Consider the following 21594-nt stretch of genomic DNA (forward strand, 5'->3'; position numbering starts at 1 on the left):
CTACTCGTTTTGTTCCGTGCCGGAATAATGTGGTGTCTTACCGGGGCCGGGCCAGGGCGAAAGCCTGGGTGGCGATCTCCAGTTCCTCGTCCGTGGGCACCACGGCGACCGCCACCCGAGCGTACTCCGGGGAGATGAGCCGGGGCCCCTTCGCCGCCGCCGAGTTCAACCGTTCGTCGATCTCGATTCCCAGTCCCGAAAGCCCCGCGACGGCCGCCGCTCGCACCTCGGTCGAGTTCTCCCCGACGCCGGCCGTGAACGCCACCGCGTCCACCCGGCCGAGCACCGCCACGTAGGCGCCCAGGTACTTCCGCAGTCGGTACGCGTAGACGTCGAACGCCAGCCGGGCCGCCGGGTCGCCCGCCGCCATCCGGCGCGCGATCTCCCGCATGTCGTTGTCCCCGCACAGGCCGAGGAGCCCCGAGCGCTTGTTGAGCAGCGCGTCGATCTCGTCGACCGGCATGCCGGCCACCCGCGCCAGGTGGAAGACCACCGCCGGGTCGAGGTCGCCGGAGCGGGTGCCCATCACCAGGCCCTCCAGCGGCGTCAGGCCCATCGAGGTGTCCACGCACCGGCCGCCCGCCACCGCCGAGGCGGAGGCGCCGTTGCCGAGGTGCAGCACGATCACGTTGACCTCGGACGGGTCGCGGCCCAGCAACGCGGCGGCGCGGCGCGACACATAGGCGTGCGAGGTGCCGTGGAAGCCGTAGCGGCGGATCCGGTGCCGGTCCGCGGTCGCCACGTCGATCGCGTAACGGGCCGCGTGCTCCGGCATGGTGGTGTGGAACGCGGTGTCGAAGACGGCGACCTGCGGCACGTCGGGGTTGAGCGCCCGGGCCGTGCGGATGCCGGCCAGGTTGGCCGGGTTGTGCAGCGGGGCCAGCGGCACAAGACGTTCGATCTCGGCGAGCACCGCGTCGTCCACCAGCGTGGGCTCGGTGAAGGACTGCCCGCCGTGCACCACCCGGTGGCCCACCACGGCCAGTTCCGGGGAGTCCAACCCCCGCCCGTCCGCGGCCAGTTCCTCGGCGGCGAGGCGGAGCGCGGCGCCGTGGTCGGGCACCGGCAGCTCGCGCTCCCGGCGCCGGCCGTCGGCCGGGGTGTGCGTGAGCCGGGCGGTGCGCTCGCCGATCCGCTCCACCAGGCCGACGGCCAGCCGGGCCTCGTCCCGCATGTCGAGCAGCTGGTACTTCACCGACGAGGAGCCGGAGTTGAGCACCAGCACCCGTGTCGCCCCGGTCATGCCGCGGACTCCTTGCCGTCTCGGGCCGGTTGGGCCCCTTGGGCCGGTTGGGCTTGTTGGGCTCCTTGGGCCTGTTGGGCCTGGATCGCGGTGATCGCCACCGTGTTGACGATGTCCTGCACCAGCGCGCCGCGCGACAGGTCGTTCACCGGCTTGCGCAGCCCCTGGAGCACCGGGCCGACCGCCACCGCGCCCGCCGAACGCTGCACCGCCTTGTAGGTGTTGTTGCCGGTGTTGAGATCCGGGAAGACGAGCACGGTGGCCTGGCCGGCCACCGGCGAGCCCGGCAGCTTGGCCGCCGCCACGATGGGCTCGACCGCCGCGTCGTACTGGATCGGGCCCTCCACCAGCAGGTCGGGCCGCAGCCGCCGCACCAGCCCGGTGGCCTCCCGCACCTTGTCCACGTCCGCGCCGGACCCCGAGGTGCCCGTCGAGTACGACAGCATCGCGATCCGCGGCGTCACCCCGAACCCGGCCGCGGTGGCCGCCGACTGGATGGCTATGTCGGCCAGTTGGGTCGCGTCCGGGTCCGGGTTGACCGCGCAGTCGCCGTAGACCAGCACCCGGTCGGCCAGGCACATGAAGAACACCGAGGAGACGATGGACGCGTCCGGCTTGGTCTTGATCACCTCGAACGCCGGGCGGATCGTCGCCGCCGTGGAGTGCGCGGCGCCGGACACCATGCCGTCGGCCAGCCCCTCCTCGACCATCAGCGTGCCGAAGTAGGAGACGTCCGCCACCACGTCGTGCGCCAGCTCGTAGGAGACGCCGCGGTGGGCGCGGAGCCTGGCGTAGCGCTCGGCGAACCGCTCGCGCAGCGGCGACGTCTCCGGGTCGACCACCCGGGCGCTCGGCACCGGTCCCGCGGCGTCCGCCGGCTCGTCCGGATCGAGCAGCCGCACGTCGAGGCCGAGGTCGGCGACCCGCTTGCGCACCGCGGCCACCGGGCCGAGCAGCGTGAGGTCGCACACGTTGCGGCGCAGCAGCACCTCGGCGGCGCGCAGCACCCGCTCCTCGGTGCCCTCGGGCAGCACCACGTGCCGCCGGTCCACCCGGGACCGCTCGATCAGCTCGTGCTCGAACATCATCGGGGTCACCCGGTCGCTCCTGCCGACCGAGAGGTGCCGGGTGAGGGCCGAGGTGTCCACGTGCGCCTCGAACAGGCCGAGCGCGATCTCCGCCTTGCGGGGGGTGGCCGCGGTCAGCTTGCCCTCAAGACCGGAGAGCGAGGTCGCCGTGGAGAACGAGTCGCCCGGCACGGAGAGCACCGGGATGCCCGGCGCGAGCCGCTCGGCGAGCGCCATGGTGCGCGCGCCGGGGCGTTCGCCCAGGGTCAGCAGGAGGCCGGCGATGCGGGGCGCCCCGGCCGAGTGCGCGGCCAGCGCGCCCACCACCAGGTCCTCGCGGTCCCCCGGCATGATCACCAGGCAGCCCTCGGTGAGCGCGGCCAGGAACGTCGGCAGCATCGCGCCGCCGAAGACGAAGCCGCGCACGTCCCTGGCGAGCCCCGTCGGGTCGCCGAGCAGCGGCTCGGCGCCCAGCGCGGCCGCCACCTGGTTCACCGTGGGCGCGGAGAGCGCCGGGTCCTCGGGCAGCACGTAGACGGGCACCGGCAGGCCGCCGGCGCCGAGGTCGCGGGCCGCCCGCACCGCCTCGTCGTCCCGCACCCGGTTGGCGACCATGGCGAGCACGTCGCAGCCGAGCGAGGCGAAGGCGTGGTGCGCGTTGCGGACCTCGGCGGTGATCGACTCGGCGCTCTGCCCGGTGCCGGCGACCACCGGCAGCAGGGCGGCGCCGAACTCGTTGGCCAGCCGGGCGTTGAGCGCCAGCTCGGCCGGCAACTGGGTGTCGGCGTAGTCGCTGCCGAGGACCAGCACCACCTCGTAGGCGCGGGCCACCGCGTGGAAGCGGTCGACCAGGCGGGTGACCAGCTCGTCGGTGCCGCGCTCGGCCTGGAGCGCGGCGGCCTCCCGATAGCTCATGCCGCGCGCCTCGTCGGCCCGCTGGGAGAGCCGGTAGCGGCCCTTCAGCAGCCCGAAGACGGGGTCGGGCGCGTCGTGGTCCAGCGGCCGGAAGAGGCCGACCCGGTCCACCTGCCGGGTCAGCATCTCCATGACGCCCAGCTCGATCACCTGCCGGCCATCTCCCCGACCGATACCGGTCACGTACACACTGCGCGTCACAGCAGCCGTCCCTGTCGCTTTGTATGGTCCCCCTCTGGCGCCGTAGCTCAAGGTGCGGGCAGCATGCCCGCGTGGGCCTTTCTCCCGACCGTACCCGGGGGCCGGGAGGGGGCGCGCGGTGGGGCCCGAGCGCCTTGCCGAGGTGCTCCGGGCCCGTGAAACAATTCCAATCGTCCGTGTCGCGCCCGAGTCGTCCCGGTGCCATCGGGCAAACGCACCAACGTCCAACCGAGCAGGAGAACGCCCCATCATGCGTATCGGAGTACTGACCGCGGGCGGTGACTGCCCCGGCCTCAACGCCGTGATCAGGTCGGTCGTGCATCGCGCGGTGGTGGACCGCGGCGACTCGGTGATCGGCTTCGAGGACGGCTTCAAGGGCCTGCTCGACGGCCGCTACCGCGAACTCGACATCGACTCCGTCAGCGGCATTCTGGCCCGCGGCGGCACCATCCTCGGGTCGAGCCGCCTGGAGCGGGCCCGGCTGCGGGAGGCGTGCGACAACGCCGAGGCCTTCCGCCACAAGCTCAGCCTGGACGCGCTGATCCCCATCGGCGGCGAGGGCACCCTGACCGCGGCCCGGATGCTCGCGGACGCGGGCATCCCGGTGGTCGGCGTCCCCAAGACCATCGACAACGACATCTCCGCCACCGACCGCACCTTCGGCTTCGACACCGCCGTCGGCGTCGCCACCGAGGCCATCGACCGGCTCAAGACCACCGCCGAGTCGCACCAGCGCGTCATGGTCGTCGAGGTCATGGGCCGGCACGCGGGCTGGATCGCGCTGGAGGCCGGCATGGCCGGCGGCGCGCACGGCATCTGCATCCCGGAGCGGCCCTTCCAGGTGGACGACCTCTGCAAGATGGTCGAGGAGCGGTTCGACCGCGGCAAGAAGTTCGCGGTGATCTGCGTCGCCGAGGGCGCCCGCCCGGCCGAGGGCTCCATGCCGTACGAGCGCGGCGAGATCGACCCCTACGGCCACGAGCGGTTCGCCGGCATCGGCAACCGGCTGGCCGCCGAGCTGGAGAACCGGCTCGGCAAGGAGGCCAGGCCCGTCATCCTGGGCCACATCCAGCGCGGCGGCACCCCCACCGCCTACGACCGCGTCCTGGCCACCCGCTTCGGCTGGCACGCGGTGGAGGCCGCGCACCGCGGCGAGTTCGGCATGATGACGGCGCTGCGCGGCACGGAGATCGTGATGACGCCGCTGGCCAACGCGACGATGGAACTGAAGCGGGTGCCGCAGTACCGGATGGACGAGACCGAGGCCGTGTTCTAGGCCGCCGCGTTCTTGGCGAACGGCCTTGCCCGACGCGACTCGCCCTGCCGGGCCGGGCGCCCGGCCCCGAGCCTGGCGGCTCGGCGGGCCCCACCCGGTGCGGTGGCCCTTCGGGCCGGGCCGGTGTGGTTTCCGGCATCGGCTGCTCGGCCCGTCGCCGACGGCCCTTCGGGCCGTGGCGAGCCGAAAGGTGGCCAGCGGCTCCGAGCATGGGCTGCCCCGCGCGCCGGCCTGCCTTCGGGCCATGGGCCCGGTCCGGCGTGGATGGATGCGGTAGTTCAGTGGGCCGTTGCCCCGGGTCGAGGCCGCCCTTTCGGCGCGGCGGTCCGCATCCGTCGGCGCGGCGTCGGCCAACCGGCGGGCCGATGGTCCTTGGGCCGGAGCCGGGTGGGCCAATGGGCCACGGGCCGGCCCCCTGGGCGGCCGAAGCCGGGCCGTTCGGCGAGGCGTCGGCCATCCGGCGGGTGATCGTCGCCGGGGCAGAGCCGGGTGGGTCGACGGGCTACGGGCCCGGCCCGGCGGAGTGACGCGGCCGGCAGGGCTCGTCGGGCGCCGGGGCTCCCGTACGTACGGGCCGGGTGGCGCCGCCGTTAGGTGGCCTAAGGCCCTCGGGTCGAGGTGTGGTGGGTTCCCTGGGCCGGAGGCCCGGACCTGGGTACGGCGCGGGTCCTTTGTCCGTGTGGGCTGGGTGGTGCCGGCCGTCTGGTGGTCGATGGCCCTCCGGGGCGGGGTTTGGTGGGTCCCGGGCCGTAGGCCCGGACCTGGGTACGGCGCCGGTCCTTCCTACGTGCCGGCTGGGCGGCGACGGCCCTCGGGGCGGGGTTCGGCGGGACCCGGGCCGGAGGCCCGGGCCGAGTGGGCCGTCCGGTCGGGCGCGAGCCCCCGGCTGGGCCGGGTGGCGCGGCCGCAGGCCCGTCTCCCGGGCGCCCGGGAGACGGCCACGCCGGGGGCGCGTTCGAGGGCCGTTGGGACCCCGACGCGCGATCCGGGAAACCCCCGGAGGGTGGGGTTGGCACCAGTGGGAAGCGGGAGGCAGGCGCCAGTGAGGCCGGTGGCGCGGGCCGCATAACGTGGCCCGCATGGCAACTCACAGTTGGTTACGACGTGCCGCCGTCTCGGCCGCCGTGTTGGGTGCGTGTCTCGTGGCGGCGCCCGCGGCGCCCGCGGCGCCCGCGGCGCCCGCGGCGCCCGCGGCGCCGGCGGTGGGCGCCGACCGCGCCGACCGCGGCGACCCGCTCCGGCAGTACTACGGGCAGGACCTCGACTGGCACGGCTGCGCGCTCGGGCCCGACGACGTGACCGGGCGGGAGCTCGACGACGCGGGGGCCGGTTGCGCGGAGCTCACCGTGCCGCTCGACTACGCCGCGCCGCGCGGCAGGACCATCACCGTCGCGCTGTCCCGGCTCCCCGCCACCGACCGCGAGCACCGCGTCGGCGCGCTGTTCCTCAACGACGGGGGTCCCGGCGGGGCGGGCCTCGACATGCCGCTCCGCATCGCCGCCGACCTGGGGGACGTCGCCGAGCGCTTCGACCTGATCGGCATGGACCCGCGGTTCGTCGGCCGTTCCACGCCGCTCGACTGCGGCTGGGACATCGGCACCGGCCTCTACTCCGCGGGCCCCGACCGGGCCTCGTTCGCCCGGGCCGCCGCCCGCGCCCACGACCTGGCCGGGCGGTGCCGGCGGACCAACGGCGACGTGCTGCCGTACGTCACCACCCGCAACACCGCCCGCGACATGGACGTGCTGCGCGGCGCCCTGGGCGAGGACCGGATCTCCTACCTCGGCTACTCCTACGGCTCCTACCTCGGCGAGGTCTACACCACGCTCTTCCCCGGCCGGACCGACCGGATGGTGCTGGACGGCGTGATAGACCCGGCGCGCTACCGGCAGACGCTGCTCCAGGACTCGGAGGTCGCCAACGAGCGCGCGCTGCGCGGCTGGGCGGCGTGGGCGGCCGAGCGGGACGACATCTACGGCCTGGGCGGCAGCCGGGAGGCGGTGCTGGCCACCGTGGACCGGATCGACGCCGCCGCGGCCGAGGCGCCGGTGCGGGTGGGGGAGTACCGGCTCGACGCGCACCTGCTGCCGATCATCCTGATCAGCGGTCTCGGCAGCGACCTGGACGGGCCGCGGGCCTCGCTCGCCGAGACCGTGGCGCTGCTGGCGCGCGTCGTCGAGGGGGAGGCGGCCGAGCCCACCCCGGCGCAGGCGGAGCAACTGGCGTTCCTGACCACCGAGGTCGGCTCGCGGTACGCGAGCGCGCAGCTGGCGATCCTCTGCGGGGACGTCGCCGAGCGGCGCGGCCTCGGCACCTACTGGCGGGACATCGAGGCCGGCAGGAGCACGAACCCGTTCGCCGCGCCCGTCGTCTCCAACGTCAACGCCTGCGAGTTCTGGAGCCGCCCGGCCGAGGCGCCGACGGTGGTGGGCGGCGACGTGCCGGCGCTGCTGGTGGCCGCCACCGGTGACCCCCGCACGACGTACTCGGGGACCGAGGCGGTGCGCGAGCTGTGGCCGTCCTCCCGGCTCGTCACCCTGGACGGCGCCGCCCACCACGGCGTCTACGGCGAGTACGGCAGCGCCTGCGTGGACGAGCGGGTCAACGCCTACCTGGCCAGCGGGCGGCTGCCGGCCGCCGACGTGACCTGCCTGCCATAGGGGCGTAGCGAGGACCTGTCGTCCGCCGTGCGGCGCTGACAGCCCGGTGTGCGGGGTCTGACAGCGCCGCCCGGCAGCCTCGGTCGTGTCATCGAAGGACGAACAGGAGGGAGGCGTCGTGACTTACGCCTTTCGGACCGAGGGGTTGGTCAAGCGCTTCGGCGCGACCACGGCGCTGGCGGGGGTCGATCTGGCCGCCCGGCCGGGCACGGTGCTCGGGGTGCTGGGGCCGAACGGCGCCGGCAAGACGACGGCGGTGCGGATACTCGCGACGCTGCTTCGGCCCGACGGGGGGCGGGCCGAGGTGGCGGGCCACGACGTGGTGCGGCAGGCCGAGGAGGTGCGTCGGCGGATCGGGCTCACCGGTCAGTACGCCTCGGTGGACGAGGACCTGACCGGCACCGAGAACCTGGTGATGATCGGCCGGCTGCTCGACCTGCCCCGCGCCGAGGCCAGGGCCAGGGCGGCCGAACTGCTGGAGCGGTTCGACCTCACCGAGGCCGCCGGGCGGCGGGCCCGCACCTACTCCGGCGGTATGCGCCGCCGGCTCGACCTGGCGGCCAGCCTCGTCGCCAGGCCCGAGGTCGTCTACCTCGACGAGCCCACCACCGGCCTCGACCCCGCCAAGCGGGACGACGTCTGGGCGCTGGTCCGGCAGCAGGTGTCGCAGGGCGTCACGGTGCTGCTGACCACCCAGTACCTGGAGGAGGCCGACGCCCTCGCCGACGACATCGCCGTCATCGACCGCGGCGCCGTCATCGCCCACGGCACCCCGCACGAGCTGAAGGGCGTGGTCGGCGGACAGACCCTCCGGGTGCGGCCGCTCGACCCGGCCAGGCTGCCCGAGGTGGCGACCCTGCTGGAGCGGATCGCCGGTCAGCGCCCCGACTCGCCGGGACGCGGGATGCTGGGCGTCCCGGTGGACGGCGACGCGGCGCTGGCCCCGGTGGTGGCCGCGCTCGCCGAACGGGGCATCGCGGTCACCGAGTTGTCGCTCCGGCTGCCCAGCCTGGACGAGGTCTTCCACACCCTCACCGGCGGCCGGTCGCGCACGGGCGAGCCGGTGGCCGAGCAGGACCGGGAGGGGGCGGCCGCATGAGCACCCGCGTTCTCGCGCACAGCGCGACGCTGGCCTGGCGCAGCCTGGTCAAGATGGTCCGCACCCCGGAGCAGCTGGTCGACGTGACGATGCAGCCGGTGATCTTCGTGGTGATGTTCGTGTACCTCCTCGGCGGCGCCATCTCCGGATCGACCAGCGAGTACCTGACGTTCCTCCTGCCGGCGATCATGGTGCAGACGGTGGTCTTCGCCACGGTCCCCACCGGGGTCAACCTCAACACCGACATCAGGAAGGGCGTCTTCGACCGCTTCCGCAGCCTTCCGATCGCCCGCTCGGCGCCGCTGCTCGGCGCGGTGCTCGGCGACATGGTCAGGTTCGTGGTCTGCGTCGTCGTGCTGCTCGGCTTCGGCTACGCGCTCGGCTTCCGGATCGGCACCGACCCGCTGTCCGCGTTCGCGGCCTGCCTGTTGATGATGCTGTTCGCGTTCTCGCTGATCTGGGTCTCGGTGCTGCTCGGGCTGACGGCCAGGGAGCCGGGCAGCGTGCAGGGGATCATGTTCCTCGCGATGTTCCCGCTCACCTTCGGCACCAACATGATCTCGCCCACCGGGACCATGCCCGGCTGGCTCCAGTGGTGGGTCGAGGTCAACCCGGTGACGGACGTGATGGCGGCGGCCCGCGGCCTGCTGACCTCAGGCCCCGTCGCCGGGCCGGTCATCAGCACGCTGCTGTGGTCGGCCGGCCTGTTCGCGGTGTTCTTCCCCCTGGCCGTCCGGGCCTACCGCCGCAGCGCGTAGCAGGTCGACGGCCGCGGCCCGGTCGAGCCGGGCACCGCGCTCGAACGCGGCGGCGTAGTCCGCCGCGAGCGTGTCGCGGAGGCGGGCGGCGAGCACGCCGGCGTCCCGGCCGCTCAGGTCGGGCATGCCACGGAGCCGCTCCGCCGCGCCCAACGCCTCGGCCGCCAGGGCCGGCTCGCCCCGCCGCTCGCACAGTTCGGCCAGGGCGACGCCGACCTTGGACAGGACCGGCATGTCCCAGACGTCGTTCACCTCTTCGAGCGCCGGGCCGAGGAGGGCGCCGGCCGCGCCGGCGTCGCCCTCGGACAGCACCACCATGGCGAGGCCGGCCCGCAGCAGTGAACTCAGCTGGGGCTGGACGAAGGTGCGGCGCTCGACGTGCCGTAGCGCGCTCTCGTACTGCGCCCTGGCCTCGGCCATCTCGCCGGCCTCACGGGCCAGATCACCGAGGGCGAGCCGCACGTGCGCCACCTGGTAGCCGGCGCCGCGCTGGTCGGCGGCCTCGGCCAGGTCTGCCAACTCCTCACGCACTCCGAGGTGTTCGCCCTGCTCGGCCCGGACGAGGGCGAGCAGGGCGCGCAGCTGGTCCAGGTCGGTCTCGGCGCGCAGCTCACCCGCCAGCCGCAGCGCCTCCGACAACGACTCGCGGGCGGCGGCGAGTTCGCCGCGCTGCCGGTGCAGCACGCCGAGCGTGGTCAACGCCATGCCGAGCCCCCAGCGGTCCCCGGCCTCCCGGAACCCGGCCAGGGCCGGCTTCAGTTCCTCCCAGACCCCGTCGGGATCGCCGTCGTTCTCCCGGATCGTGGCCCGCATCAGCCGCAGCATCGCGCGGGTCCACGGGTCCGGGTGGTCGAGCGCCAGGTCGGAGGACCGCAGCCCCTCCCCGGTCCGGTCCATGAACATCGCGAGGGCCGGATGGAGCAGCGCGAGCACCGCCGGGTGCGGGGACTCCCCGCCGGGCTCCACCAGTTCGGTTCTCAGCCCCTCGGCCTCCGCCCACGCCTCGGCCGGGCGGCCGGCCGAGGCGGTGCTGAGCACGTACAGGGCCCTGGCCACCGTCCTGGCCGCCCACGGCGACTCGCCCGGCACGTCGAGCGCGAACCGCAGCCAGTGGGCGGCCTCCGCGTGGCTGCCGCGCATCGTCCAGTACAGGCCGAGGGCCGCGACGAGGCGGACCGCGGTGTCCGCGTCCCCCACCGCCGCGGCGTGGTGCAGGGCGGCCAGCAGGTTGTCGCGCTCCGCGTTCAGCGTGGCCAGCCACGCCAGTTGGTCGTGGCCGCGCAGATGCGGCTCCGCCGTCTCCGCGAGCCGCAGGAAGTGCGCGGCGTGCGCGTCCCGCACCCGGCGCGTCAACCCGGCCGCCGCCAGCCGCTCCGCGCCGTACTCGCGCAACGTCTCCAGCATCCGGAACCGTGGTCCCGACGGGTCGCCGCCGTCGGCGAGCTGGAGCAGCGAGCGGTCGGCGAGCGAGGTCAGCGCCTCCAGGGCCTCGCCGGCCGCCACCCCGCACACCCCCTCGGCGCTCGCCGGGGTGACGCCGCCGGCGAACACCGCCAGCCGCTCGGCGAGCCGCCGCTCGTCGTCGGTCAGCAGCTCCCAGCTCCAGTCGACCACCGCGCGCAGCGTCTGGTGCCGGGGCAGGGCGGTGCGGCTGCCCGCGGACAGCAGCCGGAACCGGTCGTCCAGCCGGGACGCCAGATGGTCGGGGTCGAGGGTGCGCAGCCGCGCCGCGGCCAACTCGATGGCGAGCGGCAGCCCGTCGAGCCGGTGGCAGATCTCGCGCACCGCGCCGACGTTCCCCTCGTGCACCGCGAAGCCGGGCCGGACCGCGGCCGCCCGGTCGGCGAGGAGCCGCACGGCCGGGCTGGCGGCCGCCTCCTCGGCGCCCGCCGCGGGCGCCGGCAGCCGCAGCGGCTCCACGGGCGACAGCACCTCGCCGAAGATGCCCAACGGTTCGCGACTGGTCGCCAGCACCCGCAACCGGGGGCAGCGGCCCAGGAGTTGGTCGGCGAGCCGGGCCGCCGCGTCCACCAGGTGCTCGCAGTTGTCCAACAGCAGCAGCGTCGGGCCGCGGGACAGCGAGTCGACCAGCAGGTCGAGCGTGCCCCTGGGGGTGGTGGTCGCGCGGCGCGGTTCGAGGAGGGCGGCCGGCCCGCCGCCCAGCGTGTCAAGCACGGCGCGGGCCACGTCCTCCGGGTCGGTCACCGAGGCCAGCTCCACCAGCCAGGTGCCACCCGCGAAGCCGTCGGCGTGCTCGGCGGCGGCCGTGGTGGCGAGCCGGGTCTTGCCGGCGCCGCCCGGGCCGACCAGCGTGACGAGCCGCGCCTCCGTGAGCCGCTTGCCGATCAGCCGCAGCTCCTCGTCCCGGCCGACGAAGCTGGTCAGCGCCGCCCGCAGGTTCCCCGCCGGCGCGTGACCCGGCGCGTGACCCGGCGCGAGCGGGGCCAGCGCCGGGTCGGCGCGCAGCACCGACAGGTGCAGCTCGCGCAGCTCGGGCGCCGGGTCGGTGCCCAACTCGTCGGCCAGCAGCGCCCGGTACTCCTCGTAGCCGGCCAGCGCCTCGGCCTGCCGGCCGGCCGCGTAGCGGGCGCGCATCAGCAGCCCGCGCGGCCGCTCGCGCAGCGGGTGCTCGGCGACCAGCGACTCGAGATCGGCCAGCACCACGGCCAGCGCGGCCGCCGGCCGCCCGGCGGCCAACTCGGCCTCGGCCAGGTCCTCGACCGCCGCCCGCCGCAGCTCGTCGAGCCGGGCGACGGGCGCCGCGGCGTACGGCGCGTCTCCCGCGTCGGCCAGCGCGGGGCCGCGCCACAGCGCCAGCGCCGCGCGCAGCGGCCCGGCGGCCGCGCCGGGCTCGCCCCGACCGAGCGCCCGCCGGCCCTCGGCGGCCAGCCGCTCGAACCTGGCCGCGTCCACCGCGTCCGGCGCCACGGCCAGCCGGTAGCCGCCGGGCTCGGAGACGATCAGGCCGGGCTCCGGCAGGGCCCGGCGCAGCCGGGAGACGAGGGACTGGAGCGCGTTGGCCCGGTCGCCGGGCGCCGCGCCCCCGTCCGCCCACAGCGCCTCGGCCAGGGCCTCGCCGCGCACCGGCGAACCGGCGTCCAGGGCGAGGCGGATCAGCAGCGCCCGCAGCCGCGCCCCGCCGAGGACGACGGCGTCGCCCTGGGACGAGGTGACCTGGAGTGGCCCGAGGATGCCGACCTGCACACCGGTCAGTCTCTCACCGGCCACGACTCCGGAAGGTAAACGATTGGACAGGCCGCGCCCGGGTTCGTAGGGTCGGCGATCGTGTTCACCCCCGAAGCCGACAGACGCTAGCCACCGGTTGTCCGGTGGCCGCCCGCGTTCTCATCACCGCCCCCGCCGCGGGGCGTCCCGGGCCGTGATCCGTCCGCTGATCACCTCTGCCGTCACCGGATGGCCGGCGTAGCCGTCTCCTGTCGATTCCAGCCGCTTCGTGGTTGTGGGGTTCGCTGTGCCGTTCTTCCTTTATGTCCTTTCCCTGGCGGTCCTCGCCCAGGGAACGAGTGAGTTCATGCTGGCCGGCCTGGTGCCGGACATCGCCGCCGACCTCGGTGTCTCGGTGCCGGCCGCCGGGGCGCTGACCTCGGCCTTCGCGGTCGGGATGATCGTCGGCGCGCCGCTGATGGCGGTGGTGTCGATGCGGTGGCCGCGCCGCCGGGCGCTGCTGGCCTTCCTGGTCACCTTCCTCGCCGTGCACGTCGTCGGCGCGGTGACCACCAGTTATCCGCTGCTGCTCGCCACCCGGGTGGTGGCGGCGCTGGCCAACGCCGGCTTCCTGGCGGTCGCCCTGGCCACGGCCGCCGCGCTGGTGGCGCCGGACGCCAAGGGCCGGGCCACCTCGGTGCTGCTCGGCGGCGTCACGCTGGCCTGCGTCGCCGGCGTGCCGGGCGGCGCGCTGCTCGGCCAACTCTGGGGTTGGCGCTCGGCGTTCTGGGCCGTGGCGCTGATCTCGGTGCCGGCGGTGGTGGCCATCGTGCGGTCCGTGCCCGGCGACGTGCCCGCCGCCGCCGCCGTCGGTGGCGCGGGCGGAGCGGGCGGCGCTCGCGGTGAGCTGCGGGCGCTGCGGCGGCCCCGGCTGCTGGTCGTGCTGCTGCTCGGCGCGCTGGTGAACGGCGCGACGTTCTGCACCTTCACCTATCTCGCGCCGCTGGCCACCGACGTGACCGGTCTGGCCGACGGCTGGGTGCCGGCGCTGCTGGCGCTCTTCGGCATCGGCTCGTTCCTGGGCGTCACGCTGGGCGGCCGGTTCGCCGACAGCCGGCCGCTGCCGCTGCTCGCGGGCGGCGGCGTGGCGCTGTTCGCCGGCTGGGTGGTGCTCGGCCTGACGGCCGGCGTGCCGGCGGCGGTGGTGCCGCTGGTCCTGGTCCAGGGCACGCTGTCGTTCGCGGTGGGCTCCACGCTGATCGCGCGGGCCCTCTACGAGGCGGTCGACGCGCCACGCCTCGGCGGCGGCTTCGCCACCGCCGCGCTCAACGTCGGCGCGGCCCTCGGCCCCTGGGCCGGCGGCCTGGCCATCGACACCGGCCACGGCTACCGCTCCGCGCCCTGGGTGAGCGCGGCTCTCGCCGCCGTGGCGCTCGCGACGGCGGCGGCCGCCTGGCTGTCGACACGGGCCGCGACGCGGCCCGCACGGGCCGCCGCGCCCGCGGAGTAGGGCGTCCGCGGCTCCTCGTGCCACCGGCACGGGGAGCCGCGCCGCCCAGGCCGGCCCGGCCTCAGGGCATGGCCGCCGTGAGGAGGGCCTCGGCCGCCGCGTGGGCGGCCTCGGCGGCGTGGGACTCGTCGGCGATGGCGAAGCTGACGACCGCGCCCTCGTGCAGGCTGAGCAGCTGGACGGCCAGCTGGTCGGGGTCGGCGGCGCCGGCCGCCGTGAGCTCGCGGTGGAACAGGTCCCGCAGCCACTTCTTCTCGGCGACGATCACCTGCCGCCCCGGGTGCTCGGGCTCCGGCAGCTCGGCGAAGGCGTTGATGAAGCTGCATCCCCGGTCGGACTCGCCCAGCCACTCGGGCAGCACCTCGAACGGCACCAGGACCCGGCGAGCCGGGTCGTCGCCGACGGCCGCCAGGTGCTCGCCGAGGAGGTCGCGCCAGCGCTGGTCGCGGGTCTCCAGGTAGGCGACCAGCAGGCCGTCCTTGGAGCCGAACCGGTCGTAGAGGGTGCGCTTGGTGACGCCGGACTCGGCCGCGATGGTGTCGACCCCGACGGCGTGGATCCCGCGCCGGTAGAACAGCTCGGAGGCGACGGCCAGGATGCGCCGGGCGCCCGGGGTCAGTCGGTCGGCGCGGGCGGCGCCACTCGTGGCCCGAGACATCGGATTCCCCCTTGACTTCACAGGTCGGTATACCTAAGGTCGGGATCGGAACTTCACAGATCAGTATAGTCGGGAGGCTTCGATGGAGCGGATGCTGCGGCCACTGGCCCGATTCGTGCGTGATGTCGGCTTCGGAATCCACGCGGGGAACGCCATCCGGCACGGCCGGCCCCTGGGTCCGACCACCCGGGACGCCACCGCGCGGCCGCCGGCCGCCGCGCGGGTGTCGCCGCCGGCGCCGCGGAACCGGCGGCTGCTCGGCGGCTGAGTGCGCGCCGGGCGCGGGCCGGGCGCGGGCCGGCGCGGTTATCGTGAGCGGGGGCGGCGGCCGGACAGGTCGCCGCGGTGGGAGGCGGCATGTATGTCCTGAACGTCATCGAGGCGCTGTTCCTGCCGGGCAGCCGCCACACCCACGACGAGCGGCGGCGACAGGAGCTCACCCGGGACGAGGAGGGCGACGCCGACCAGGGGCGCGGCCCGATAGACCTCGACTCCGGCCGCGTCCTCATCACCCTTCCCGCGGCGCCTCCGCCGCACCGCTGAGCGAACCCAGGTCGGTGTTGGCGCCGCACAGCACCACGCACACCTCCTCGCCGGGCGCCGGCTCCGGCGCCCCGGCCACGGCCGCCGCGGCGGCGTGTTCGACGGCGAGCCGGTGGTCCCGCCACAGCCGCCGTCGGGTCTCCACGACGGCCGCGTCCGACACCAGCACCGAGTCGACGTGCGGTTCCCCGGCCCAGCGCAGCGCCTCCGCCGAGACCCGGCGGGCGCCGAGCGAGTCGGCCGCGACCGAGTCGACGGGCACGTCCACCGGCTCCCCGGCCGCCAGCGCCGCGTTCAGGCACCGGCAGTTCTCGGGTTCGACGGCGACCACCCGGATCCCGTGCGCGGCGGCGGCCGCCGCCACCCCGGAGAACAGGCCGCCACCGCCCACCGCGACCACCACCGTGGAGACCGCGGGCCGGGCCGCGGCGATCTCGTCCAGCAGCGTGCCGGCGCCGGCGGCGATCAGCGGATGGTCGTAGGCGTGCGAGGCCAACGCCCCGCTTTCGGCCGCGAACTCGGCGCAGGCGGCCGCCGCCTCGGCGTACTCCCGCCCCACCCGCCGCACCTCGGCGCCCAACTCCCGCAGCCTGGCCAGCTTCACCGCGGGCACCGTCTCCGGCACGAAGACCGTGGCCCGGATCCCGCGCTGCCCGGCCGCCCAGGCGCAGGCCAACCCCGCGTTCCCGCCCGAGGCGATGGTGATGCCGGCCGCCGGCATCTCGCCGCGCTCCAGCTGGGCGGTGGTGAAGTTCAGCGCGCCGCGCGCCTTGAACGTGCCGGTGTGCTGGAGGTGTTCGAGCGCGAACGACCGCCCGGCGCCCACCGGGGCCACCACCACCGGCCGCACCCGCCCCGCGATCCGACCGCCCGCCGCCTTCACGTCGTCATAGCTGATCACGCTCCTCAGCCTAGTTCGGGCGCGCCGCCGAACCCGCGGAGAGGCGGACAACGGCCACCGGAATCGGTCCTGCCAGGTCAGGCGGGGTGAAGACAGGACCAACCGGGCCCTGGGATAGGTTCATCAGCCATGGACATCGCGATCAGATCAGGTCATGTCGTGCCGGTGGACGGCGAGCCCATCGAGGGTGGGACCGTGCTCGTCCTCGGCGGCAGGATCGCCGCCGTGGGGCCGGACGCCGAGGTCACCGTGCCGGAGGGGGTGCCCACGGTCGACGCGGCCGGGAAGTGGGTGCTGCCCGGGTTCGTCGAGGCGCACGGGCACATCGGCGTCCACGAGGAGGCCGAGGGCTGGGCCGGCCAGGACACCAACGAGATGACCGACCCCAACGGCGCCCGGATGCGGGCGCTCGACGCCATCAACCCGGCCGACACCGGCTTCGCCGACGCCCTCGCCGGCGGCGTCACCAGCGCCGTGATCAAGCCGGGCTCCGGGAACCCGATAGGCGGTCAGACCGTCGCCGTGAAGTGCTGGGGCCGCACCGTCGACGACATGCTGGTCCGGCAGCCGGTCAGCGTGAAGAGCGCGCTCGGCGAGAACCCCAAGCGGGTCTACGGCGAGAAGAAGCAACTGCCGTCCACCCGGCAGGGCGTGGCCGCCGTGATCAGGGACGCCTTCACCAGGGCCCAGGACTACCAGGCCAAGCGGGAGTACGCGGCCACCGAGGGCAAGCCGTTCGAGCGCGACCCCAGCCTCGAGGTGCTGGTCAAGGTGCTCGCCGGCGAACTGCCCTGGTGCCAGCACACCCACCGCGCCGACGACATCGCCACCGCGCTGCGGCTGGCCGACGAGTTCGGCTACCGGGTCATCATCAACCACGCCACCGAGGCGCACCTGATGGCCGACGAGATCGCCCGCCGGGAGATCCCGGTGATCAGCGGCCCGCTCTTCACCACCCGCAGCAAGGTGGAGCTGCGGGAGCGCACCCTGGCCAACCCGGGCATCCTGGCCCGGGCCGGCGTGAAGGTGGCCATCACCACCGACCACCCCGTGGTGCCGATCAACTTCCTGGTGCACCAGGTCACGCTGAGCGTCAAGGAGGGCCTGGACCGCGGTGAGGCGATCCGCACCATCACCGCCAACCCCGCCGAGATCATGGGCCTCGACGACCGCGTCGGCTCGCTGAAGCCGGGCCTCGACGGCGACGTGGTGATCTGGTCGGGCGACCCGCTCGACGTGATGAGCCGCGCGCTGCGGGTCTTCGTCGAGGGGCGCGAGGTCTACACCTACGACGAGGAGAAGCGGGTCGGCCAGGTGCTCGACCCCTACTTCCGCGAGACCGTCTGATCCTCGGCCCACCCGGCCAAAATCTTGCCGTGGCGGAAACTTTGCCGCCACGGCAAGATTAGCTACGGTGGTCCGCATGACACCGGACGGCGACGCTCCCCTCGGCCTGCGGGAGCGCAAGAAGCGAGAGACCCGCGTCGCGCTGAGCCGCGCCACCATCCGGCTGTGCGTCGAGCGCGGCTGGGAGAACGTGACGGTGGAGGACATCGCCGCCGCCGCGAACGTCTCGGTGCGCACCTTCCGCAACTACTTCGCCGGCAAGGCCGAGGCGGTCGCCGCCAGCCACGTGGAGCGCATGCTGCGGATCGCCGACGAACTGCGCGCCCGGCCGGCGGCCGAGCCGCTGTGGGACGCGGTCACCGCCGCCGTCCTCGCCGAGTTCGGCGCGCCGGGCGACCAGGCCGACCAGGCCGTCGCCGAATCGCCCCACGCCCGACGCTGGCGCGACGGCGTCCGGCTGATGCTCGCCGAACCGGCCCTGCAGGGCGAGATCGTCAAGGCGAACGCCGCCGCCCAGGGCGAGTTGGCCAGGGCCGTCGCCGAGCGCACCGACGGCGACGCGGCCCACGACGTCTATCCGAAACTGCTGGCCGCCGTCGTCAGCGCCGCCAGCTCGGTGGCCGTCGAGCACAGCCTGACGGCCGAACCCCCGACCGCCGTCGGCCCGCTCCTGGCCGAGGTGTTGGAGCGGCTGGCCATGGGCCTCCGCGCGCCGTAGGCGCGAACGCGCCCCTCGAACGCCCCCCTGTCAGGACCGAAGTCACCCGGCTGTTCCCCGGGCGGTCCCCCCTGCCGTTTTCCGATCGGACACATCCCCCCGAGGAGTGCGAACCATGATCACCGATGTCGTCATAGCCGGCGGCGGCCCGAACGGGCTGATGCTCGCCTGCGAACTCAGCCTGGCCGGCGTCCGCCCCGTCGTGCTGGAGCGCCTGCCGGAGCCCGGCGAGGAGCCCAAGGCCAACGGCCTGCTCGGGCAGGTGGTGCGGATGGTCGACCACCGCGGGCTGCACGAGCGGCTCGGCGGCCAGGCGCCACCGCTGCCCAACACCCGGTACTTCATGTTCGCCGCCATGGGCCTGAACCTCGGCCTGCTGCCCGCCAGCCCGCTGTACGGCCTGGCGGTGCCGCAGCGGCAGGTCGTGCGGGTCCTGGAGGAACGCGCCGCCGAACTCGGCGTCGAGATCCGGCGCGGACACCGACTCGTCGGCCTGACCCAGGACGACGACGCCGTCACCGTCGACGTCACGGCGCCGGACGGCGACTACCGGCTCGGGGCCCGCGCTCTCGTCGGCGCCGACGGCGCGCACAGCGCCACGCGCAAACTCGCCGGGATCGGCTTCCCCGGCGTCAGCTACGACCGCAGGACCAACAGGACCGCGCACGTCACGATCCCGGCGGACCTGGTGGACCCCACGACCGGCGCCCTCACCGTGCCAGGACGCGACCCCGTCCCGCCCTTCCTGCCGCTGCGCACCGACCACGGCGGCTTCTCCTACGCCCCGTTCCCCGGCCACCCGCCGCTGATCAGCACCACCGAGTGGGACCAGCCCGAGACCGACGGGCCCATGAGCCTCGACGAACTCCGGGCCTCCGTACGCCGCGTGCTCGGCGCCGACCTGCCGCTCGACCCGCCCGTCGGCGAGGAACACCCCGTGCTGCGCCGGCTGACCAGCGGCCACACCCGGGTCGCCGACCGCTTCCGGGACGGCCGGGTCTTCCTCGTCGGCGACGCCGCCCACGTCTACGCCGAGGGCGGCGGCCCCGGCCTCAACCTCGGGCTGCAGGACGCGGTCAACCTCGGCTGGAAGCTCGCCGCGACACTCCGCGGCGACGCGCCGGCCGGGCTCCTCGACAGCTACGAGACCGAGCGCCGGCAGGCCGCCGACCGGATGGTCACCAACGCGCGGGCGCAGTCCGCGCTCTCCGCCCCCGGCGGCGACGTCACCGCGCTGCGCGAACTGTTCACCGAACTGCTCGGTCAGCGGGACGTCGTCCACCACCTCGCCGAGCTCCTCGCGGGCGCGGACGTCCGCTACGACATGGGCGTGGCGGAACCGCACCCGGCGGTCGGCCGGTTCGCGCCAGAGGCGGAGCTCGACACCCCGACCGGCACCGTGCGCCTCGCCGAACTCACCCGCGGCGCACGCCCGCTGCTCCTCGACCTGACCGGGAACGGCGCCGTCGCGGCGGCGTTGGCGGAGTGGAAGGACCGGGTCGACCTCGTCACCGCCCGACCCGGCACGCCCGCCCCCGCGTTCACGGCCCTGCTGCTGCGCCCGGACTGCTACGTGGCCTGGGCGACGGACGCCCCCCACCCGGACCCCGCCGAGCTGGCGTCGCTCCGCGAGACCGCCCGCCGCTGGCTCGGCGCGCCGTAGCCCGTCAGGCGGGCAGCAGCCACACCGTGGCGAGCGGCGGAAGGGTCAGGGTGATGCCGTCGTCGTGGTGCTTGATCGGCTCGGGGTTGGTGAGGCCGCCGCCGCCGTAGCGCTCCGCGTCCGTGGTGAGGAGTTCGGCCCAGGCCGGGATGGCCGGCGGCGCCGGGATCGGGTAGTCCTCACGGACGACGGGGCAGAAGTTGCTGATGGCCAGCAGCGGTGGGCCGGCGGCCGGGTGGCGGAGGAAGGCGAGCACGTTGTCGTCCGCGCGGTCGGCGGCCAACCAGGAGAAGCCGGCCGGGGTGTGGTCCAGCTCCCAGAGCGCCGGGGTGGCGCGGTAGTGGTGGTTGAGGTCGCCGACCAGGCGCCGGACACCCCGGTGGTCCTCGGCGGCCGGCCACTCGTCGTCCAGCACCCACCACTGCGGGCCCGTGACGTCCGACCACTCGGTGCCCTGGGCGAACTCCTGGCCCATGAACAGCAGTTGCTTGCCCGGGTGGGCCCACATGAAGGCCAGGTACGCGCGGTGGGTGGCGCGGCGCTGCCACCAGTCGCCCGGTGGCTTCGCCGCCAGCGGGCGCTTGCCGTGCACCACCTCGTCGTGCGAGACGGGCAGGACGTACCGCTCCGACCAGGCGTAGGAGAGGGAGCGGGTGATCTCGCCGTGGTGGAAGCGGCGGTGCACCGGGTCGCGGGACAGGTAGCCGAGCGAGTCGTGCATCCAGCCCATGTTCCACTTGAGGTCGAAGCCGAGGCCGCCGGCCGTCACCGGCCGGGTGACGCCCTCCCAGGCGGTCGACTCCTCGGCCATCGTGAGCACCCCGGGACAGCGGGCGCGCAGGGTGGCGTTGAGGTCGCGGAGGAACGACACGGCGTCCGGGTTCTCCCGGCCGCCGTCCGCGTTCGGGGTCCACTCGCCCTCGCCGCGCGAGTAGTCGAGGTAGAGCATCGAGGCGACGGCGTCCACCCGCAGGCCGTCCAGGTGGTACTCCTCGCACCAGTGGACGGCGTTGGAGATCAGGAAGTTGCGCACCTCGGGGCGCCCGTAGTCGAACTCCAGGGTGCCCCAGTCGGGGTGCTCGGCCCGCCGCGGGTCCGGGTGCTCGTAGCAGGGGGTGCCGTCGAAGCCGGCCAGCGCCCAGTCGTCCTTGGGGAAGTGCGCCGGGACCCAGTCCACGATGACGCCGATGCCGGCCCGGTGCAGCGCGTCGACCAGGAACTTCAGGTCGTCGGGGGAGCCGAGGCGGGCGGTCGGCGCGTAGTAGCCGGTGACCTGGTAGCCCCAGGAGCCGCCGTAGGGGTGCTCGGCGATCGGCATCAGCTCGACGTGGGTGAAGCCCAGGTCCCGCAGGTAGGGCGGGAGTTCGGCGGCGAGTTCGCGGTAGCCGAGGCCGGGCCGCCACGAGCCGGCGTGCACCTCGTAGACGGAGAGCGGCCCGGCGTGCGGGGCGCGCTCGGCGCGGCGGGCCAGCCAGGCCGCGTCGCGCCAGCGGTGCTGGGAGACGTGCACGACCGAGGCGGTGCCCGGCGCCCGTTCGGCGCGGCGGGCCATGGGGTCGGCGCGCAGCGAGCGCCCGCCGTCGGCGCCCACCACGTCGAACTTGTAGCGCGTGCCGGCGCCCACTCCCGGCACGAACGCCTCCCAGACGCCTGAGTCGCCGAGCCGGTCGAGCGGGGTGCCGGCGCCGTCCCAGCCGTTGCGCTCGGCGGCGAGGCCGACGCTGAGCGCGTTCGGCGCCCAGACGGCGAAGTGGGTGCCGCGCACCCCGCGGTGGCGGGTGGGGTGGGCGCCGAGGACGTCCCAGAGCCGGGGGTGGCGGCCCCGGGCGAAGAGCCGGAGGTCCGACGGGGTCAGGGGCACGGCGGAGTC

The 21594-nt window shown here is 75.0% G+C and carries 16 protein-coding genes; 10 read left to right on the plus strand and 6 right to left on the minus strand.

The window, feature by feature from the left end; all coding sequences use genetic code 11:
* Positions 1–37: 37 nt before the first annotated feature.
* On the minus strand, positions 38–1243 hold the full coding sequence (locus tag E1283_RS00405; RefSeq protein ID WP_132815306.1) for an acetate kinase: 1206 nt from the start codon (positions 1241–1243) through the stop codon (positions 38–40).
* Positions 1240–3426: a phosphate acetyltransferase gene (pta, locus tag E1283_RS00410; protein ID WP_132815307.1), complete on the minus strand. Its 2187-nt coding sequence runs from the start codon at positions 3424–3426 to the stop codon at positions 1240–1242. The genes E1283_RS00405 and pta overlap by 4 nt, the downstream gene beginning before the upstream one ends.
* 250 nt (positions 3427–3676) lie before the next feature.
* On the opposite strand from pta, the gene E1283_RS00415 reads away from it, so the two are divergent.
* The 4 genes from E1283_RS00415 to E1283_RS00430 all read left to right on the plus strand — a co-directional run bounded on the left by E1283_RS00415 (position 3677) and on the right by E1283_RS00430 (position 9219).
* The gene (locus E1283_RS00415; protein ID WP_132815308.1) at positions 3677–4702 is read left to right on the plus strand and encodes an ATP-dependent 6-phosphofructokinase; all 1026 of its coding nucleotides are present in this window, start codon (positions 3677–3679) and stop codon (positions 4700–4702) included.
* A gap of 1079 nt (positions 4703–5781) precedes the next feature.
* Positions 5782–7362, plus strand: a complete 1581-nt coding sequence (locus E1283_RS00420; RefSeq protein WP_132815310.1) for an alpha/beta hydrolase — start codon at positions 5782–5784, stop codon at positions 7360–7362.
* A 118-nt stretch (positions 7363–7480) separates the two neighbouring features.
* Positions 7481–8461 (plus strand): ATP-binding cassette domain-containing protein, encoded by a 981-nt coding sequence (locus E1283_RS00425; RefSeq protein ID WP_132815312.1) that lies wholly within the window; start codon positions 7481–7483, stop codon positions 8459–8461.
* Entirely contained in the window at positions 8458–9219 is a 762-nt protein-coding gene (locus tag E1283_RS00430; protein WP_132815314.1) for an ABC transporter permease, read from the plus strand. Before E1283_RS00425 ends, E1283_RS00430 begins: the two co-directional genes overlap by 4 nt.
* Here E1283_RS00430 and E1283_RS00435 read toward each other — a convergent pair.
* Positions 9115–12447: an AfsR/SARP family transcriptional regulator gene (locus tag E1283_RS00435; protein WP_132815316.1), complete on the minus strand. Its 3333-nt coding sequence runs from the start codon at positions 12445–12447 to the stop codon at positions 9115–9117. The genes E1283_RS00430 and E1283_RS00435 overlap by 105 nt on opposite strands.
* 244 nt (positions 12448–12691) lie before the next feature.
* Between E1283_RS00435 and E1283_RS00440 the strand changes: the two genes are divergently transcribed.
* Entirely contained in the window at positions 12692–13894 is a 1203-nt protein-coding gene (locus E1283_RS00440) for a Cmx/CmrA family chloramphenicol efflux MFS transporter (RefSeq protein WP_132815318.1), read from the plus strand.
* Positions 13895–13955: 61 nt separating this feature from the next.
* On the opposite strand, the gene E1283_RS00445 is transcribed toward E1283_RS00440, so the two are convergent.
* Positions 13956–14552, minus strand: a complete 597-nt coding sequence (locus E1283_RS00445) for a TetR/AcrR family transcriptional regulator (RefSeq protein ID WP_132815320.1) — start codon at positions 14550–14552, stop codon at positions 13956–13958.
* 82 nt (positions 14553–14634) lie between these two features.
* Between E1283_RS00445 and E1283_RS00450 the strand changes: the two genes are divergently transcribed.
* Both E1283_RS00450 and E1283_RS00455 read left to right on the plus strand, forming a co-directional pair.
* Positions 14635–14820, plus strand: coding sequence for a hypothetical protein (locus E1283_RS00450; RefSeq protein ID WP_132815322.1), 186 nt, complete (start codon positions 14635–14637; stop codon positions 14818–14820).
* Positions 14821–14909: 89 nt separating this feature from the next.
* Positions 14910–15095: a DUF6191 domain-containing protein gene (locus E1283_RS00455; protein WP_132815324.1), complete on the plus strand. Its 186-nt coding sequence runs from the start codon at positions 14910–14912 to the stop codon at positions 15093–15095.
* Here the strand turns inward: E1283_RS00455 and E1283_RS00460 are convergent.
* Complete coding sequence (locus E1283_RS00460; RefSeq protein WP_132815348.1) at positions 15061–16005, minus strand: serine/threonine dehydratase; 945 nt, start codon at positions 16003–16005, stop codon at positions 15061–15063. The genes E1283_RS00455 and E1283_RS00460 overlap by 35 nt on opposite strands.
* A 120-nt stretch (positions 16006–16125) precedes the next feature.
* On the opposite strand from E1283_RS00460, the gene E1283_RS00465 reads away from it, so the two are divergent.
* The 3 genes from E1283_RS00465 (at position 16126) to E1283_RS00475 (ending at position 19724) form a co-directional block, all read left to right on the plus strand.
* Positions 16126–17343 carry an amidohydrolase gene (locus E1283_RS00465; RefSeq protein WP_132815326.1) on the plus strand — a complete coding sequence of 406 codons (1218 nt, stop codon included), beginning with the start codon at positions 16126–16128 and terminating at the stop codon, positions 17341–17343.
* A gap of 76 nt (positions 17344–17419) precedes the next feature.
* Positions 17420–18061 (plus strand): TetR/AcrR family transcriptional regulator, encoded by a 642-nt coding sequence (locus E1283_RS00470; RefSeq protein ID WP_132815328.1) that lies wholly within the window; start codon positions 17420–17422, stop codon positions 18059–18061.
* 115 nt (positions 18062–18176) lie between these two features.
* Positions 18177–19724: an FAD-dependent monooxygenase gene (locus E1283_RS00475; RefSeq protein ID WP_132815330.1), complete on the plus strand. Its 1548-nt coding sequence runs from the start codon at positions 18177–18179 to the stop codon at positions 19722–19724.
* Positions 19725–19728: 4 nt separating this feature from the next.
* On the opposite strand, the gene glgB is transcribed toward E1283_RS00475, so the two are convergent.
* Positions 19729–21585 carry a 1,4-alpha-glucan branching protein GlgB gene (gene glgB, locus E1283_RS00480; RefSeq protein WP_132815332.1) on the minus strand — a complete coding sequence of 619 codons (1857 nt, stop codon included), beginning with the start codon at positions 21583–21585 and terminating at the stop codon, positions 19729–19731.
* Positions 21586–21594: the final 9 nt, after the last annotated feature.

Source organism: Streptomyces hainanensis (assembly GCF_004348415.1).
Lineage (GTDB): Bacteria > Actinomycetota > Actinomycetes > Streptomycetales > Streptomycetaceae > Streptomyces > Streptomyces hainanensis.

Excerpts from the sequence above, each read along its gene's own strand:
- E1283_RS00405 (WP_132815306.1), bottom strand. The coding sequence starts at position 1,243 with ATGACCGGGGCGACACGGGTGCTGGTGCTCAACTCCGGCTCCTCGTCG.
- E1283_RS00415 (WP_132815308.1), top strand. The coding sequence starts at position 3,677 with ATGCGTATCGGAGTACTGACCGCGGGCGGTGACTGCCCCGGCCTCAAC.
- E1283_RS00420 (WP_132815310.1), top strand. The coding sequence starts at position 5,782 with ATGGCAACTCACAGTTGGTTACGACGTGCCGCCGTCTCGGCCGCCGTG.
- E1283_RS00430 (WP_132815314.1), top strand. The coding sequence starts at position 8,458 with ATGAGCACCCGCGTTCTCGCGCACAGCGCGACGCTGGCCTGGCGCAGC.
- E1283_RS00445 (WP_132815320.1), bottom strand. The coding sequence starts at position 14,552 with ATGTCTCGGGCCACGAGTGGCGCCGCCCGCGCCGACCGACTGACCCCG.
- E1283_RS00450 (WP_132815322.1), top strand. The coding sequence starts at position 14,635 with ATGGAGCGGATGCTGCGGCCACTGGCCCGATTCGTGCGTGATGTCGGC.
- E1283_RS00455 (WP_132815324.1), top strand. The coding sequence starts at position 14,910 with ATGTATGTCCTGAACGTCATCGAGGCGCTGTTCCTGCCGGGCAGCCGC.
- E1283_RS00465 (WP_132815326.1), top strand. The coding sequence starts at position 16,126 with ATGGACATCGCGATCAGATCAGGTCATGTCGTGCCGGTGGACGGCGAG.
- E1283_RS00470 (WP_132815328.1), top strand. The coding sequence starts at position 17,420 with ATGACACCGGACGGCGACGCTCCCCTCGGCCTGCGGGAGCGCAAGAAG.
- E1283_RS00475 (WP_132815330.1), top strand. The coding sequence starts at position 18,177 with ATGATCACCGATGTCGTCATAGCCGGCGGCGGCCCGAACGGGCTGATG.